Source organism: Pedobacter sp. Leaf216, assembly GCF_001421515.1.
GTDB lineage: Bacteria > Bacteroidota > Bacteroidia > Sphingobacteriales > Sphingobacteriaceae > Pedobacter.
The window spans coordinates 93,175-110,522 of record NZ_LMKM01000010.1; the positions used below are offsets into that span (position 1 = coordinate 93,175).

The window sequence follows — 17,348 nt, forward strand, 5'->3', positions numbered from 1 at the left end:
TAAATGAAGATTACGCTGATCGCCATTGGCAAAACAGAAGATAAGTATTTGATTGAAGGAATTGATAAATACATTAACCGCCTAAAACATTACATTAACTTCAGCTTTTTGGCTTTGCCGGATGTAAAAAACGTTAAAAATCTTAGCGAAGCACAGCAAAAAACCAAAGAAGCCGAATTGTTGCACAAACAAATTAATAATGGCGATGTTGTTATTTTATTGGATGAAAAAGGAAAAAAGTACTCATCAGTGGCGTTCTCCAACTATTTAAATAAACAGATGATCGGTAGTGTTCAGCATTTAATTTTTATTATAGGCGGTCCGTACGGTTTTGAAGAAAGCATTTACAAAAGGGCAAATGGTTTAATTTCTTTATCTGATATGACCTTTTCGCACCAAATGATCAGGTTATTTTTTGTGGAGCAGCTTTACCGGGGCTTTAGTATTTTAAAGGGAGAACCTTACCACCACGCTTAACACTAAAAATTACCTGGTTGGCCCGAAAAGCAAATAGCGGTGTGGAAATGGCGAACGAAAATCATCATTAAACAAAAAAAGATGTTACTAGATAAATATAAACGGGAATACAGATATAAGAGCAATCAAAACGGCAACAATAAATACCTATGGATCAGCATTATTGCTTCTTTGGTAATTGTAGCCTTGCTTTATTATTTCTTCGATTAAATTCCACAAAAAAACACCAGACGAATGGCCTGGTGTTCTGTAAAACAATTAAATAAAGCTTAAACGCCTTTTTTACTTGTCATGCTTGCTTTTTTAGCTGGCGCCGAAGTTTTGGTAGTTGCTTTAGCACTTGCTGATGATTTGGTTCCTGAAGCTTTTTGTTTCTTATCTGAAGCTGCTTTTTCTTCTGATAATTTAACTTCAGCTGGTGTACCTGGTGTTTCAGGAGTTTCTTCCGTAAACAATGGCAAATCTTTTAATAAGTTATACCAGGTAATGATTTTCTTCATATCCGAAGCGTAAACTTTCTCCTGATCGTGGCCTGGTGCTACTTCAAGGAAATAAGCACGTAAATCGCCTTTTAAATCAGGAGTAGCTCCTTTGGCAGAAATTTTGGCGAAAATATCTGCCAGTTTAATTTCTTCATCTTCACCATATACCGTAATATCTTCCAACGAAGCCAGTTTAGTATTTGTGATATTGGCTACAATTTTAGTTTTCTGAGCATCTAAACCCTCTAAAATGTAACCCACTTTATTTTGTCCAACCAGTTTAAACAAACCCGGTCTGCCAGATACGGCAACAATTCCTCTTAAATTCATATTTTTTTGAGATATGAGATTTGAGATATAAGAAATGAGAAATCACTCAGATCAAATAACTAAAACTCTTTGTTCAATTATTAAATGAGATAGGAGCACCAATTTAGAGAATCAAGTCTCAAATCTAATGTCTCAAATCTAGTATCTATTTCTAGTCTTCTAAAACTTCGATGTTTAAAATTTTATCACCTTGGCGGATATCATCTACAAGATCAACATTCTCCACAACTTTACCAAAACAAGTATGGTTACGGTCTAAGTGAGCAGTATTGGTTCTGCTATGGCAGATAAAAAACTGTGAACCACCAGTGTTGCGGCCAGCATGTGCCATAGATAATACACCACGATCGTGATATTGATTTTCGCCATCAAGTTCGCAATCAATTTTGTAACCTGGGCCACCAGTACCTGCCAAATGTGCTTTAGCCGGGTCTTTTGAATTAGGGCATCCACCCTGAACCATAAAGTTAGGAATTACACGGTGAAAAGTTACCCCATCATAAAAGCCTTCTTTAGCTAATTTTTTAAAGTTTGCAACGGCTTTTGGCGCATCATTTTCGTAGAATTCTACAGTTAATTCGCCTTTTTCTGTTTTTATTATTGCTTTACTCATATTAATATCAGTACTAATTTTAAATTTAATCCGACTAAAAAACAATCGCATTTTTTTAGTAGAGGGCAAAAATAACAAAATTGTATAACTTATAACATCATTAAATTTTTCTATCCAGTTTAAATGCGGTATTTTAGTGTTTTAAGTCTATCGATTTGACAAAGAAATATTATATACTCTTTATTTGCCTGCTTTGCTCATTAGGGTTAAGGGCTTCTTCACTGTTAATTTATATGGATGAAGACCAAAAAAACCACCTTAAAGCATATGGTATTGCATACTGGACAATCAGTAAACAGCTGGAAGTTGACTGGCTCCTAAATTACCGCGGCGGAAGCTTTCTAATTAAGTATAATAAAACGGTTGAGGATGAGCTTAAAATCCGCGGGGTTTCTTACGAAGTACTGGCTGATGGAAAGGTAACCAATCTTTTAAACGAAATCAGTGATCCGTCGGTAAACATGGAAATGGTTAAATTGGAGAAAACACCAAAAATTGCAGTGTACTCGCCAAAAAGTAAACTCCCCTGGGATGATGCCGTTACGCTGGTGTTAACTTATGCAGAAATTCCGTATGAGGTAATTTATGATGACGATATTCTTCAGGATAAACTGAGCAAATATGATTGGCTGCACCTGCACCATGAAGATTTTACCGGGCAATATGGTCGATTCTGGGCCAATTTCAGGTATGCCACCTGGTATCAGGAAGATGTTAAAAATCAGGAAACCCTTGCCAAGCGCATGGGTTATAAAAAAGTTTCAGAAATGAAACTTGCCGTAGCCAAACACATTAAAGAGTACTGTGCTGGTGGAGGCTTTCTGTTTGCCATGTGCTCTGGTACGGATAGTTTTGATATTGCGCTGGCCGCAGATGGGGTGGATATTTGTGCGCAAATGTTTGATGGCGATGCAGCAGATCCTAATGCACAGGCCAAATTGGATTTTAATAAAACATTGGCATTTCAGAATTTTAAGCTGGATAACAACCCTATGAATTACGAATTTTCGGACATTGATGCCACGCAAACCCGAACTTTAAACCAAAGCAATGATTATTTTACCCTTTTCGATTTCTCGGCCAAGTGGGATCTTGTTCCTACCATGCTTACGCAAGATCACGATAAAGTGATTAAAGGTTTTATGGGCCAAACCACTGCCTTTAGAAAAAGCCTCGTTAAAACAAGCGTTACGGTATTGGGCGAAAATAAAGGAGCTGCTGAAGTACGTTATTTACATGGCGAAATTGGTAAAGGACAGTTTACTTTTTATGGTGGTCACGATCCGGAAGATTATCAGCATGCTGTTGGCGACCCTCCAACTGATTTAAATTTGCACCCAAATTCGCCAGGTTACCGCTTAATTTTAAACAATGTGCTTTTTCCTGCGGCCAAAAAGAAACCGCAAAAAACTTAATCTGCTTCTTCAATCTTTGGCATAATTATACAAAACTTATCAAAACTGCCTGTATAATGCGGTACATTCCTATTATGTATACACAAAGTTAGCGTGTTGGGTATTTCATTTTTGTAGCGTATATATACCTAATGTAGATAAAAAATATGCTGTAAATCAATAGCTTACCCGCTAAACTGTAACAGACTTGATACTTTGGCACAGCTTTTGGAATTGAGGCTTGTAATTAACAACAGGATAAACCTGATTTTTTAAACAAGATTCTTCTAAAAGAAAAATATTATGAAAAAGTTATTATTAAGCGCTTCAGTTTTATTATTAGCAACAGGTGCATTTGCACAAACAAAAATGACCGGAGAAACTTCCCGTTTCGGAATTAAAGCTGGTGTAAACCTTTCGAAATTCCACGCTGGTGGTGATGATGCCGCAGCAAATAATTTTAACGACAATGCAAAAAACAATGTTGGTTTTAACGTTACTGCATTTGGTGATTTCGGTGTAGGAAACAATTTCTTCATCCAACCGGGTGTTTCATTACAAAACAAAGGTAATAAATTTGAATCTGTGCTTACCAATACGGCTTTGGGCAATACAATTACTACCACTAGTTCCGTAAAAACAAATTTAATGACTATTGAAGTACCGGTTAACGCTGTGTTTAGAATCCCTACAGGTGATGCTGGTGCCGTTCAAATCAGTGCTGGTCCTTATATAGGTTTCAACATTTCTGGTAAAGATAAAGGCGAAACGGTTACTACAACAGTAAATAACGCTAACAATAACAGTTCTACTGTTACCACATCTAACGATAGAGACTTATCATTCGGTAGTGCAAGTGATAAAAACTATAACAGTACCGAATTTGGTGCAAACTTTGGTTTAGCTTACCGTACAAACTCAGGATTTTTAGTTGGTGCAAACTATGGTTTAGGTTTAACAGATTTAACACCTAAAGACAGACAGGCTAATTCAAATAAATTAACTAACCGTGTATTGGGTTTCTCAGTTGGTTATTCTTTCTAAGATAAAAGCCTTTAAAATTAAAAGCCGTGCTGATATATCATCAGCACGGCTTTTTTTTATATGCAATCAGGCAAATAAGAACCGCATTGGCATAAACACGAGAACAATCTACTATGGTTGCTTTGATACATGCTTCACAAGCTTTGCAATAATTTCGCGATAGCAAATGCAAGCGCTCTCCGTAAAAAAGATAAAGAATTTATTAAATCAAGCCTGGTTTTAATCGTAAAAGTTCCAGCTTACACCAAACTTTAATAAGGCATCTTGCATAGGGTACCTGTTTACAGTGTAATAACCATTTTGGAAAAGGCCTTGATTGATAAAATCGTATTTAACAAAAAGGTTTGCACGTTTTAAATTGGCTTTAAAAAACACATCTACAATCGGCTTAGAAACAAAAGTTACCGGATTGGTTTCATCTATATAAAACTGTGAGGTTGCTGGCGAATACAAATAATTTGCATATTCGGTATTGTACCTTACATCGATACCTACATTGGCTTTTAATACTTTAAAAAAGGTATTGTCGAAATAAATACTGTTATAGGTATAAAATTCGGGTGTTCTTAAAATTGCATTTTTATCGGTTTTTTGATAGGCTAAATAATTTTCCATTATAAACCTGCCAAACTTCCATTTTTTGGAAACATCAAACCTGATCAGGCTGATATCAGCTGTTTCCTGTTTTGGCAGAATGGCTGTTGTACCATTGCTGTGATCTGCTGCAAAATACAGGTAATTACTGGTTAGGAAATATTTAGCTCCTGCATTAAAACCATATTTATCATTGATGTAATTAAAAGATAGATTGGCGATTTTAGTGTTATTAAAATCAGTATTGCTCCATTGGTAATGGTTGCCATGGTAGTAATCGAAAATTCTGGCTGGTGTTTGGTTTTGTACATAGGCACCTAATTCTATCCTTCCGATGGTTTTTCCTAACAGGATTTTACTTTTGGCTTCGTACAGATAATCACCTGCATTTTCACCCTGCAAAATTTGCTGTATATCTAAGTTAATATCGATATTATTCGAAAACCTGTATCCTGCGGCACCTAAAATGGTAATATTTTGATAACCAAATCTGCTTTGCTCATAATACTTACCATCTTGTTTAATTCCTAAAAACTCGTGTTTATAATAATCATGGCGGATGCCGGCATCAACCTTTAGCTCATTTTTAATGAGTGATGAATTTTTTGGACGTAAAAAGAAACTGTATATAAATTCATTCTTAAAGTGCTGCACATGGGTAGAATCATTTGTGAAAGTTGTGCTGTTTATGCCGGGAGGTAAAACATTGTTCGGATCGGTACCATTTTTATAAAAATCGTAACTTTCGTTATTGTACTCAAAAGTATAAGTAACCTTATTGGTTGGCAAAACAGCATTATTTGCATTGGCAGAAGTATCAATCCGCCCTACATAATAGGTTTGTTTTAAAAACACGGTATTCTTTTTGTACATGTTGCGCGCATCTGATAAGTTGATGGCTTCGGCATCTCTGCTGATCTTGTTGTAACCTGGATCAAAAATATTTTGAGCAACCACTGAACCGTTTTCATAACCACGCATGGTATTAAAAATGGCTGATGCCCACATATTATAACGTTTACTTGGCGATTGGTACCATGAAAATACCGCCACATTTAAATTATCACCACGTTGCCTTGCATAAAACCCTTTCGAATCTCCACGGTTAAAATTTACGCCAACATTCCAGTTTTTCTTGATGTTCTGTGTATGAATTGCCCTAAAAAGCTGCTCTGTTTTGCCGCCACTCACAAAATACAAACTCGTAAAAGGGGTTCTGGCCTGGTAATAAATAATATCTTCTGGTGTTAACGCGTAATAGTCGAACGAATGGAAACCTGCATCAAACCCGATTCTTTTACTGGGCTCAAACAATAATGGCCGGGCTGCCAAACCCATGTTACCAGTACTTATGGTGGGGTGCATGGGTTGTAAAAGCGGACTGTAATTCTGGATATTGGTAGTAGTGGTATCTAAAGGCAATAGTACAATGCTATCTTTACTTAGCGATAGTTTGGTAAAACGGATGTATTTTGCAGTAAAAACAACTGAATCTTTTCCGCCATCCAATTTTTTCCTAACCGAATCGAGTTCTTTATTTGTACCAACATTGGTTTTTAAATCCTGAGCAAAAGCCTTGTTGATGCCCAATAGCACAAACAGTAAAAAACAGATCTGAACAACTTTACGCATCTTAAAGTTCGGCAATTAAGCGGGTTAAAATTTCTGTCATTTTTGGTTCGGCCTTGGCCGCAGCAGCTAAAATTTCATCTAAATCAAAGGGTTGCAAATCTTCAGGAAAACCTTCATCAGTTAAAACAGAAATGGCAAAAACTGGTAAACCTGCGTGGTTGGCCACAATTACTTCTGGTACGGTACTCATCCCCACAGCATCGGCACCAATTAAGCGCAGGTATTTGTATTCTGCCTTGGTTTCTAAATTCGGCCCCGTAACGGCAACGTATACACCTTTATGGCATTTAATATCAACTTCTTTCGCAATGTTTAAAGCCTTTGCAATAATATCGCGTTTGTAAGGTTGGCTCATATCCGGAAAACGTGGACCAAGGTCACTTTCGATAATACCGCGCAAAGGGTTATCAGGCTGCAGGTTGATGTGATCTTCAATAATCATTAAATCGCCTTTTCTAAATTCGGGGTTTAATGATCCTGCTGCGTTAGAAACAATCAGGTTTTCGATGCCCAATCCTTTCATTACCCGAACAGGGAACGTAATTTGCTGCATGCTGTAACCCTCATAATAATGCAAACGCCCCTGCATGGCAATAATTTTTTTACCGTTTAACGTTCCAAAAATTAATTTACCACTATGAAATTCTAATGTTGAAATAGGAAAGTTGGGAATATTAGAATACATCAACTGATGTTCAACTTCGATTTCTTTCACAAGGCCTCCTAAGCCTGTTCCTAAAATAATGCCTATTTCGGGCTTAAAGTTCTCTGTTTTACGTTTTATATATTCAACGGTTTCTTCTATTGCTCTTAACATAGTTTAAAATGAGTTCGTCAAAGGTAATCTTATCTTCTTCAAATAATTCAACCTCGATGGGTAAATAATATACAGGTAAATTTACCAGTAAATCTTCAAATCCGGTAGCTCTTAAACGTTTGCTATCCTTTTCTGTTGTGATGATGATTTTTTCTTTTTTATTTCCGGCCAAAAATGCACTTTTAAATTTGCTGATATCTGCTTCTTTAAAGGCATAATGATCAGGAAATTCTTCGTGTTTAATGGTTTTGGAATATTTACCCAGTTCTTCGATCAATGGTTCTGGATTGGCAATACCTGTTAATAGAAAAATTTCGCAATCTTTTATCGATTCGAGTACGCGGCTTTCTTTATTGTATAAATGAACAAGGTGGCCATATTTTAAATAGGAGTGCAATACCGGCTGATTTGCATCGGGTTGCAGTTCGTTTATTGAAGCTTGTTGCGCTACATGTAACAAGGGCACTGGCGATTTAGTGACTAATAGCACATCGGCTCTTTTACGTGACGAGAAAACATCTCTTAAATTACCTGCTGGCAAGAGGAACTGCAGAGTGCCCAATTTTCTAAATTCGAAAAGCAAAATATTAAAACCCGCCCTTACTGCACGGTGCTGAAAGGCATCATCAAGGATAATTAAATCATGGTTTTCTTTGAGCTGATTAATTCCATTTACGCGGTCTTCGCAAACAGCAACGGTTACCTTTGCAAATTTCTGATGGTATTGTAACGGTTCATCTCCAATGGTTTCGGCAGTTGCATTGTCATCAGCAAGGATAAATCCTTTTGTTTTGCGACCGTAGCCTCTACTTAATATCGCTATTTTATAATCGGCCAGTAACCTCACCAGATATTCGGTTGTTGGTGTTTTGCCCGATCCGCCTACAGCCAGATTGCCTACGCAGATTACGGGTAAATCGAATTTTACAGACCTGATTAAGCCCCAATCGTATAATTTTTTGCGGAGTGTAACGGCCATTCCATAAATTAATGAAAAAGGAAGCAGTAAAAGGCGTAGATAGTTAAGTAGCATATCGTGGTTTCAAAAATACTGATTATTTAAAAAAGAAAGGCATCAGCCTATAGAGCAACCCTTAAGCGCAGGAAATGGTTTGGTGGAGAGGGAAATAGGGAGTTTTTAGTTGGGAGTTGTGTACCTTGCCTTCAATTAAGCAATTGAAACAATTTACCAAATCCACTTAAAATTGCTCCAATATATCTTGATCTGATTTATAGGTTTCGACAATCACCTTTGGAATGGAAAGGTTATGTTTTTGATAAAGGGATGCCCAAAGTTCGGCATTGTTCTTTTTTGGGTATTGATAAAAATCCTGTCTGAGTTTAAAGGTGGAGAAATTATTACTGTTTTTCTGTTCAGGTTCTATATCATCAAGAAAAAGCAGTTCCATTTCTGCCGAGGGCTCCCCTTCCGAGAATAATCCGGCTACTACATTACACTTTAAGTAGGTAGCATTAAGGTGCGATAATCCATTTTCAATCGTGTAATCCTGTTTATTGATCCAGATCATACTTTTGTTAATCGTGGCAATATTACTCTCCATCCCTTTAATCAGGTGTTTATCAACCGTGATGTAAATCCACCCGCTTTTCCTTTTATACAATACGTTTCTTGCCCTGTTAAAATAGATTTTATAACATTTTGTTCCTTCGTAATCTACCTGTCCTTCTATTTCATAATCGTTATCCTCGCTGAGCATATTATCATTAAGGTTAGTTACAAAGTAAGATTTGAGCTCCATTCTTAAATCTACCGCATAATTAATTTTTACAGTTTTAGATTTTCTTAAATCTTTAAGCCTTCTAATTCCTTCAAGCTGTAATTTGATATCGTTTTTGTATTCGTCGGTATGCAGATTAAGTACGCCTTCGGCAAAGGTGTTATATTTGCCATCTTTAACTAAATATTGCCTGCAAAGGATCTTTTTACTCACCACGCCTGTATCTGCAAGGTGCGCCATTGCATTCTTTACGAGTGTAGTAACGAAATTGGAAGAATAAATCTGCACATCATTTAGCGTAACGTATTTATCCTTTAATTTTATGGTAAGGTCATCAGTTTGACTATCATCAACCTTAACCGAACGGCTTTCGTAACCAACCGAACTAAAAGAAAGCGACTGCCCTTTATTTAGCGAATCTACTTTGATACTGAATTGACCTTCTTCATCACTCAATGCAATCAATTTTCCTTTATTATAAATGGATACAGACGCAATGCCTTTATTTACATGATTAATTACATGCCCTTTAATTATTTTTTGTGCCCATGCTGCATGCAAAAAAAATAAACAGCAGAATAAGAAGGGTAAAATAATTTTTGAACGGTAAGGCATAGGTTTGAGGCGTTATTTAGGGAATTACTTGGTTATCTGTGGTGAATTTACTTATTCTAAATAAATAACCAAAATGCAGCATAAATTTTCGGTAATGGTTTACCGTTATCATCGTAAATTGATTTAGCAATTGACCGATTATGAGCTAACCTATAACAATTCAATGAACAGTTATTTTAATTTTTTTATTATCATTGTTGTCTACCAAAAAAACAATTTAATGTCTCCAAATAAAAGATTAGTAATAGGCCAGGGCCAGATTAGCGGATATATCTCTATTTTTTTAGCTGTGCTGGCGTTATTGGGCATCCTTTGCTTCCATTATCCAGAGAAGTTAACCACTCCCGAATTCCGCGAAATATACACTAAAGATAGTATGGAAGCTTTAATGCTTGGCGGTGTTATTGGCTGTTTCTTTTTTTCGCTGTTAAGTTTAATTCTCAGTAAAAAAGTAAAATGGGCATGGCCTGGTTTTGCTTTAGGTGCACTGGCTGTTGTACTTGGTGCATTAAGTGTAGAAGGTAGAGATGTGGCTAAATCCAGCTGGCATTTCGGTTTAGACTGGATGATTTTAGATTTACTTTTAATGGTTGCCATATTTGTTCCGCTTGAGCTGTTTTTCCCAAAAAACAATGAACAAACTAAATTTCACGAAGAATGGCGTACCGATTTAACTTACTTTGTAATCAGTCACCTGTTTATTCAGTTTTTTGGTATTGTTACGCAAAAACCTGCTGTGTTATTTTTCGGCTGGATGGGTTTAGATAAGCTTCATGCCTGGGTGCAGGGTTTGCCTTTTATTGTGGCATTGTTTCTGGCGTTTTTCAGTACAGATTTATTTCAGTACTGGGCACACCGTTTCTTCCATACGCGGGTATCGTTGTGGCGTTTCCATTCTATACACCACTCTACACAAAATATGGATTGGCTGGCCGGTAGCCGTACACACTTTATCGATATCTTTTTTACCCGCGCCATGACGTTTATACCGCTGTATGTATTGGGCTTTTCGTCGACAGTTTTTAACGTTTACATTATTTTTATTGCCATCCATGCCGTACTCATTCATGCCAACACACGCATAAACTTCGGTCCGCTTAAATATATTTTTACTACACCTCAATATCACCACTGGCACCATTGTGAGGACCCAAAATATTACGGACATAACTTTGCTTCGATATTTCCATTTATCGATATGATTTTTGGCACCTATTATTTACCAGGCAAAGAATGGCCAGCCGGAACAGGCGTGCACGAAGCGGCTTACCCGAAAGGTTTTGTTAAACAATCTATTTATCCATTTACTAAAAGTCCGTTTGATACGGATTTAAATATGGAAGAACGGAGTGATAGATAAATATCTTGCTGTGGGGCATAGCTAATTTAAAGATTAAACTGACGCTAATGCTCGTTTGTAACGGGCGTTGTTATAATTCGTCGCTTCCTAACGAAGAAACCATTAAGCAAAATCATTTGGAAAGCAGGGGCAATAGATAAGATTAATGTTCGTCAGGCTTTCTGCTAAATCTTTTGTATTAAAAAAAACAAAAGGATACCGCTGCAATCCTGTTTAATAAAGTTGGGCACTACTACTATCAAGGGTTTTGGAATTAAAGCTAAATTTAAAGATTAATTGGGTAAGCTATTTAAGCACTTGTTCGGTAAAGAGCGTTGTATAGTTCGTCGCTTCCTAACGAAGAAACCATCAAGCAAAATTATTTGGAAAGCAGGGGCAATAGCTATGATTAATGTTAGTCAGGCTTTCTGCTAAATCTTTTGTTTTGAAAAAAACAAAAGGATACCGCTGCAATCCTGTTTAATAAAGTTGGGCACTGCTACTATTAAGGGTTTTGAATTAAAGCTAAATTTAACGATTAATTGGGTAAGCTATTTAAGCACTCGTTCGGAAAAGGGCATTGTATAGTTCGTCGCTTTTAACAACGAAGCCCTAATCTATTTATCCATTCCTAAAACTCCAGCAGTTAAAATATGGATGCGGAACAAAACAGATGGTTTAAATGTTATATTAGCATTCCATCTAATTTTATGCAGCCCGAAACAGAAATTTTAATCATTGGTGGTGGTTTGGCCGGTTTAACTGCTGCGCTCCACCTAAACAAACTGGGCATACATGTAACACTGATTGAGAAAGATACTTATCCTCATCATAAAGTTTGCGGCGAATACATCTCGAATGAGGTATTACCCTATTTTAAGTGGCTTGGTTTACACACGGAAGATCTAAATCCTACATCCATTAGCGATTTGCTATTTACCTCCCTTTCAGGCAAAAGTATACAAACAGCACTCCCACTTGGTGGTTTTGGTTTGAGCCGTTATACCATCGATCATTACCTTTACAATGAGCTTATTAAAAGAAACATTAAGGTTATCCACGAACGTGTAGTGCAAATAGACTTTGCTAACGATCAATTTATGGTAGAAACTACCAACAGCACTTACATTGCGCCGTACGTAATCGGTTCTTATGGAAAAAGATCAGCCATAGATGTTAAACTCAACCGGAATTTCATCAACAAACAATCTCCCTATCTTGCAGTTAAAGCACATTACAAAGCCGATTTTCCTGATCATGTGGTAAGTCTGCACAATTTTGAAGGAGGCTACTGTGGCCTATCGAAAGTAGAAAACAACAAGCTGAACATCTGTTACCTGGCAGACTACAACAGTTTTAAAAAACATAAAAATATTGTGGCTTACCAGGAAAAAATTCTATACAAGAACAAACATTTAAAAAATATTTTCGAGCAGGCAGAAATTATATTTGACGCCCCATTAACCATCAGTCAGATTTCTTTCGAAACCAAAGAACCTGTTTATAAACACATATTAATGATTGGTGATACCGCAGGACTGATTCACCCGCTTTGTGGAAATGGAATGGCAATGGCGATACACAGTGCTCAGCTTCTTTCTGTATTGTTGCACCAAAAAATTAAAGGTAAAATAACCTCACGTGCGGCATTGGAAGAAAATTATACCTCACAATGGAACAGGGAATTTAAAACCCGGCTAAAAATGGGCAGGGTTTTATCTGCATTGCTCAGAAACAATAAATTAGAGGGTTTTGCAATGAACACCTTAACGCGGATTCCTTTTCTACTTAAGCAAATCATCAAACAAACACATGGAAAACCTATCAATATCCCCCAATAAATGGCTGTAGATACCACGAACAGAAGCACAGCACCCGAAATTATGGACGATTTTGCCATGGAAGGTGAAATACTGCGCGATGCATTAGACAAAATAGCAAGAATAAACCAGCTTTTGGGCGGCAATAAAGTTACGCTCGATGGCATTAAAAGCCTTATTAAAAACAAACCAAAAGATCAGCTTATACGTATTACTGATATTGGATGTGGAAATGGTGATATGCTACGCACATTGGCCGATTATGCAAAAAGCAAAGGTTTAAATTTTATTTTAAAAGGAATAGATGCCAATAACTTTACTATAAAACATGCAGAAAGTTTATCGCACAACTATCAGAATATCTCTTACCAGTGCAGCAATATTTTTGATGACCTGGATAAAAACGAAGACTGCGATATAATGCTTTGCACCTTAACATTACATCATTTCAAAGATGAAGAGATTATCGGCTTATTGGAGAATTTCAAAAAATCGGCAAAAATGGGCATTGTGATTAACGATTTAGAAAGAAGCGCTATTGCCTATAATCTTTTTAAGGCCTTGTGTTATGTGTTCCGTTTAAATGATATGTCGCGCGAGGATGGATTGGTATCTATTCTGCGTGGATTTAAAAAGGCTGATCTGATTAAATATAGCAAACAATTAAACCTTAAATCGAGTTCGATAAGATGGAAATGGGCTTTCCGTTACCAATGGATAATTAAAACAATATGAGCGTAACCGTAAAAGCAGTAAGTAAAGCCTTGCCCGAATTCTCCAGATCAACGGATGAAATCTTACCTTTTCTTGATCTTTGGTTAAAGGATCAGGATGAGCGTTTTATCAGAAAGGTAAAAAAGATTTTTGAAGGTGCAGCGGTTGATAAACGCTATTCTATAATGTCGCCTGAGGAAGTATTCAGTGATTTAAGTTTTGAGGAGCGGAACAATATTTATGTTAGGGAAGGCATTAAACTGGGCACACAATGTTTAACCTCGGCACTTGATAAAGCAGGTTGGCAGGCAAAAGATTTAGATTATATCATCACAGTAAGCTGTACAGGGATTATGATCCCTTCTTTAGATGCATATTTAATCAATTTACTCAAACTTCGGCAGGATATTGTGCGCCTGCCGGTTACAGAAATGGGTTGTGCAGCCGGGGTATCGGGGATGATTTATGCTAAAAACTTCTTAAAAGCCAATCCGGGTAAACGTGCCGCGGTTGTAGCAGTAGAATCGCCTACGTCAACTTTTCAACTGAACGATTTTTCGATGGCCAACATTGTAAGTGCCGCAATATTTGGCGATGGTGCTGCCTGTGTGCTGTTGAGTTCGAACGAGGAAGATGGTGGCCCCGAAATTTTAGCCGAAGAAATGTATCATTTTTATGATGCTGAAGAAATGATGGGATTTAAACTCACCAATACCGGTTTACAAATGGTACTGGATGTTGCCGTGCCCGAAACCATTGCCAATCATTTTCCCGATATCATCCACCCCTTTTTAGCCAAAAATAGTTTGCGCATCAATGATATAGACCACTTGATCTTTCATCCAGGTGGCAAAAAAATTATTCAGACCGTTGATGAACTGTTTGGACAGCTTGGCAAAAACATTAATGAAACGAAAGAAGTATTGAGGCAATATGGAAATATGAGCAGCGCAACGGTACTGTATGTTTTAGAACAGATTATGGATAAAAAGCCTGATACCGGAGAAAAAGGATTGATGCTAAGCTTTGGACCAGGTTTTTCTGCACAGCGCATACTTTTACAATGGTAAAATCAATCATTCAGTTATTTAATTCCCATCATGACAAACGCAGAAATATTGGCTAAACTCCCCTATGGCAAATCTTTTTTATTTGTAGATGATTTATTGCATGTTGATCAAAACGGAGCGAAAGGAATTTTTACTTATAATGAAAAGCTATCCTTTTACGAAAGTCATTTTAAAAACAACCCGGTTACCCCCGCAGTAGTGCTTACCGAAACCATGGCACAAATTGGATTGGTGTGTTTAGGGATTTACCTCTTACCGGATAAAGCGTTAAATATGTCTGTAGCCATGACATCAAACGCAATTGATTTTTTAATTCCGGTTTACCCAGGCGAACAGGTAACGGTAACAAGTGAGAAAATATATTTCAGGTTTAATAAGTTGAAATGTAATGTTAAAATGGAAAATGCTGCAGGCAAAGTGGTTTGCAAAGGAAATATTGCTGGAATGTTAATTTCTACAGGAAATGAATAACAGAGTGGTTATAACCGGATTAGGCGTATGTGCACCCAATGGTACAACTGTTGCTGAATTTACAGATGCCATTAAAAAGGGAACTTCAGGTATCCGCCATCAGCCCGATCTGGAAGCCTTAAATTTTTCCTGCCAGATTGCCGGGAAACCAGTACTAAGTGATGAACGCATCAGTGAATATTTTACCCCACTCGAACTTCGGAATTTAAACAGTACCGGTATAGTTTATGGCGTAATTGCAGGTTTAGATGCCTGGAAAGATGCAGGTTTTGCAATTGAAAACAACGATGAGCCGGATTGGGACAGCGGAACAATTTTTGGCACGGGTACTTCGGGTATAGATAAGTTTAGGTGGGCAATTAACAAAATTGATGACCTCGAAATTAAAAAACTTGGAAGTTCTGTGGTGATCCAAACAATGGCCAGTGGGGTAAGTGCTTTTATAAGTGGTAAACTTGGTTTAGGAAACCAGGTAAGCACCAACTCATCAGCCTGCGCAACCGGTGCAGAAAGTATTTTACTGGCTTATGAAAGGATTAAAACCGGGCAGGCACAGAGAATGCTGGCAGGCAGTACTAGCGATAGCGGACCTTATATTTGGGGCGGTTTTGATGCCATGAAAGTTTGCACCTTTAAACATAACCACGAGCCAGAAAAAGGTAGCAGGCCAATGAGTACCACAGCAAGTGGTTTTGTACCCGGAAGCGGAGCAGGGTCTTTGGTTTTAGAATCGCTCGATAGTGCAATAGCCAGAAAGGCCAAAATATATGGTGAGGTGCTTGGCGGTCATGTTAATTCTGGCGGTCAGCGGGGATTAGGCACCATGACGGCCCCAAACCCCATTGCCGTTCAGCGTTGCATACAGGCTGCTTTGCAAAATGCAGGCATAAAAGCCCACGAAATAGATGTAATTAACGGTCACCTTACCGCTACTTCGAAAGATGCTTTTGAAATAGAAAACTGGAAAACAGCCTTACAGTTACCTACCGAAAATTTCCCTTACATTAATTCGTTAAAGGGCATGATCGGTCATTGTATTGCAGCCTCTGGAAGTATAGAATGTGTTGCCTCGGTATTGGAATTGCACGAAGGATTTATTTTCCCCAACATCAATTGTGAAGATTTAAATCCTGAGATTAGTGCATTGATCGATGTAAAAAGCATTCCACAAACCCTAATTGAACAACCAATTAATATATTAGCTAAAGCCAGTTTCGGATTTGGCGACATTAATGCCTGCGTTATCTTTAAAAAATACATCCCATGAATAAAGAACAGATTATCCAAGCCCTAAAAACAATTGTTGAGCCTTATAGCGAAGAAACATCGGCAATTGCCCATATCGACGAAAACACGGATTTTATTAACGACCTGAAAATAAATTCGGCCAACCTGGTGGATATTATCCTGGATATTGAAGAGAAATTTAACATTGAGATAGACAACGATTCGATGGCGAAAATGCTCACAGTAAAAGCGACCACAGAAATTATAACGCAAAAACTGGAAGCCAATGCTGGGCAATGATATTGTTGATTTGGGTTTAGCCAAAACCCAGAGCAACTGGCGACGGAGGAACTATCTTGACAAAATTTTTACCGCTGAAGAAAAGCTACTCATTACCTCATCACAGAAACCTGATGAAATGGTGTGGCTGTTGTGGAGCATGAAAGAAGCAGCCTATAAAATTTATAACCGTAAAACCGGCATCAGGAGTTTTGCACCGACGAGTTTAAGGTGTATAATTCACCCTGATACCAACCAAACTTTTGGCGAAGTGCATATTGAAGGACACACTTATTTTACTAAAAGTGATATTTACACCCATTATCTGCATACCATTGCCACCGCAGAGGCTGTACATTTGAATTGCACCCACATTGCGATTTACAAAGCTCCAGATCATTTGTTTGATTATAAAAGCACGAAGCCAGGTTGTGTAAGCCATCATGGCCAGTTTTTGGCATTGGTGTATGAACTCCAGAGTTGACAATTTTACTCACAGGGTGGCAAGAAAAGTTGTCAACTCTTATTACAAAAGTAAAACCCACTAAAGCCTCCTAAATCCGCGGTATTTTCTGCGCAATCTGCGGGCAATGTGCACTTCCCCAAATTCAGACCAGTTAAAAGTAGAATTCTAGACCGAGCGCAGCGAGGCTATTAGAAAAACTATTAATTTTAATTGGCAATATGAAAA

At 37.5% G+C, this 17,348-nt stretch carries 18 protein-coding genes; 12 read left to right on the plus strand and 6 right to left on the minus strand.

The features are described 5' to 3' along the window. Positions 1–3: 3 nt before the first annotated feature. Both rlmH and ASE74_RS25330 read left to right on the plus strand, forming a co-directional pair. Positions 4–477 (plus strand): 23S rRNA (pseudouridine(1915)-N(3))-methyltransferase RlmH, encoded by a 474-nt coding sequence (rlmH, locus tag ASE74_RS09210; RefSeq protein WP_055907552.1) that lies wholly within the window; start codon positions 4–6, stop codon positions 475–477. Between the two features lie 81 nt (positions 478–558). Further along, positions 559–687, plus strand: coding sequence for a hypothetical protein (locus tag ASE74_RS25330; RefSeq protein WP_255352031.1), 129 nt, complete (start codon positions 559–561; stop codon positions 685–687). Positions 688–746: 59 nt separating this feature from the next. Here ASE74_RS25330 and ASE74_RS09215 read toward each other — a convergent pair whose 3' ends face one another. After that, entirely contained in the window at positions 747–1,289 is a 543-nt protein-coding gene (locus tag ASE74_RS09215; protein ID WP_055907555.1) for a DUF5606 domain-containing protein, read from the minus strand. Between the two features lie 151 nt (positions 1,290–1,440). Next, complete coding sequence (locus ASE74_RS09220) at positions 1,441–1,902, minus strand: peptidylprolyl isomerase (RefSeq protein ID WP_055907558.1); 462 nt, start codon at positions 1,900–1,902, stop codon at positions 1,441–1,443. A 233-nt stretch (positions 1,903–2,135) separates the two neighbouring features. Here ASE74_RS09220 and ASE74_RS09225 point away from each other — a divergent pair, with 233 nt between their 5' ends. Further along, a complete protein-coding gene (locus ASE74_RS09225) occupies positions 2,136–3,317 on the plus strand; it encodes an asparagine synthetase B (protein WP_082458716.1) in 1,182 nt (393 codons plus the stop codon). A 282-nt stretch (positions 3,318–3,599) separates the two neighbouring features. Then, on the plus strand, positions 3,600–4,340 hold the full coding sequence (locus tag ASE74_RS09230; RefSeq protein ID WP_055907563.1) for an outer membrane beta-barrel protein: 741 nt from the start codon (positions 3,600–3,602) through the stop codon (positions 4,338–4,340). A 219-nt stretch (positions 4,341–4,559) separates the two neighbouring features. On the opposite strand, the gene ASE74_RS09235 is transcribed toward ASE74_RS09230, so the two are convergent. The 4 genes from ASE74_RS09235 to ASE74_RS09250 form a co-directional block, all read right to left on the minus strand. Continuing rightward, a complete protein-coding gene (locus tag ASE74_RS09235) occupies positions 4,560–6,566 on the minus strand; it encodes a putative porin (protein ID WP_055907566.1) in 2,007 nt (668 codons plus the stop codon). Position 6,567: 1 nt separating this feature from the next. Beyond that, the gene (locus tag ASE74_RS09240) at positions 6,568–7,383 is read right to left on the minus strand and encodes a purine-nucleoside phosphorylase (RefSeq protein ID WP_055907569.1); all 816 of its coding nucleotides are present in this window, start codon (positions 7,381–7,383) and stop codon (positions 6,568–6,570) included. Next, entirely contained in the window at positions 7,355–8,416 is a 1,062-nt protein-coding gene (gene lpxK / locus ASE74_RS09245; RefSeq protein WP_055907572.1) for a tetraacyldisaccharide 4'-kinase, read from the minus strand. Before lpxK ends, ASE74_RS09240 begins: the two co-directional genes overlap by 29 nt. A 166-nt stretch (positions 8,417–8,582) precedes the next feature. Continuing rightward, a complete protein-coding gene (locus tag ASE74_RS09250; RefSeq protein WP_055907575.1) occupies positions 8,583–9,737 on the minus strand; it encodes a carboxypeptidase-like regulatory domain-containing protein in 1,155 nt (384 codons plus the stop codon). 220 nt (positions 9,738–9,957) lie between these two features. Between ASE74_RS09250 and ASE74_RS09255 the strand changes: the two genes are divergently transcribed. The 8 genes from ASE74_RS09255 to ASE74_RS09290 all read left to right on the plus strand — a co-directional run bounded on the left by ASE74_RS09255 (position 9,958) and on the right by ASE74_RS09290 (position 17,141). Then, complete coding sequence (locus ASE74_RS09255; protein ID WP_055907606.1) at positions 9,958–11,097, plus strand: sterol desaturase family protein; 1,140 nt, start codon at positions 9,958–9,960, stop codon at positions 11,095–11,097. 689 nt (positions 11,098–11,786) lie between these two features. Then, positions 11,787–12,917: an NAD(P)/FAD-dependent oxidoreductase gene (locus ASE74_RS09260; RefSeq protein WP_055907609.1), complete on the plus strand. Its 1,131-nt coding sequence runs from the start codon at positions 11,787–11,789 to the stop codon at positions 12,915–12,917. Next, positions 12,918–13,631 carry a methyltransferase domain-containing protein gene (locus ASE74_RS09265; protein WP_055907578.1) on the plus strand — a complete coding sequence of 238 codons (714 nt, stop codon included), beginning with the start codon at positions 12,918–12,920 and terminating at the stop codon, positions 13,629–13,631. Next, on the plus strand, positions 13,628–14,680 hold the full coding sequence (locus ASE74_RS09270) for a type III polyketide synthase (protein ID WP_055907581.1): 1,053 nt from the start codon (positions 13,628–13,630) through the stop codon (positions 14,678–14,680). Before ASE74_RS09265 ends, ASE74_RS09270 begins: the two co-directional genes overlap by 4 nt. A gap of 30 nt (positions 14,681–14,710) precedes the next feature. After that, positions 14,711–15,151 (plus strand): 3-hydroxyacyl-ACP dehydratase FabZ family protein, encoded by a 441-nt coding sequence (locus ASE74_RS09275; RefSeq protein ID WP_055907584.1) that lies wholly within the window; start codon positions 14,711–14,713, stop codon positions 15,149–15,151. Beyond that, positions 15,144–16,418 (plus strand): beta-ketoacyl synthase, encoded by a 1,275-nt coding sequence (locus tag ASE74_RS09280; protein ID WP_055907585.1) that lies wholly within the window; start codon positions 15,144–15,146, stop codon positions 16,416–16,418. Before ASE74_RS09275 ends, ASE74_RS09280 begins: the two co-directional genes overlap by 8 nt. Then, positions 16,415–16,678 (plus strand): acyl carrier protein, encoded by a 264-nt coding sequence (locus ASE74_RS09285; RefSeq protein ID WP_055907588.1) that lies wholly within the window; start codon positions 16,415–16,417, stop codon positions 16,676–16,678. The genes ASE74_RS09280 and ASE74_RS09285 overlap by 4 nt, the downstream gene beginning before the upstream one ends. Next, the gene (locus ASE74_RS09290) at positions 16,665–17,141 is read left to right on the plus strand and encodes a 4'-phosphopantetheinyl transferase superfamily protein (RefSeq protein WP_055907591.1); all 477 of its coding nucleotides are present in this window, start codon (positions 16,665–16,667) and stop codon (positions 17,139–17,141) included. The genes ASE74_RS09285 and ASE74_RS09290 overlap by 14 nt, the downstream gene beginning before the upstream one ends. The last annotated feature ends 207 nt before the right edge of the window (positions 17,142–17,348 follow it).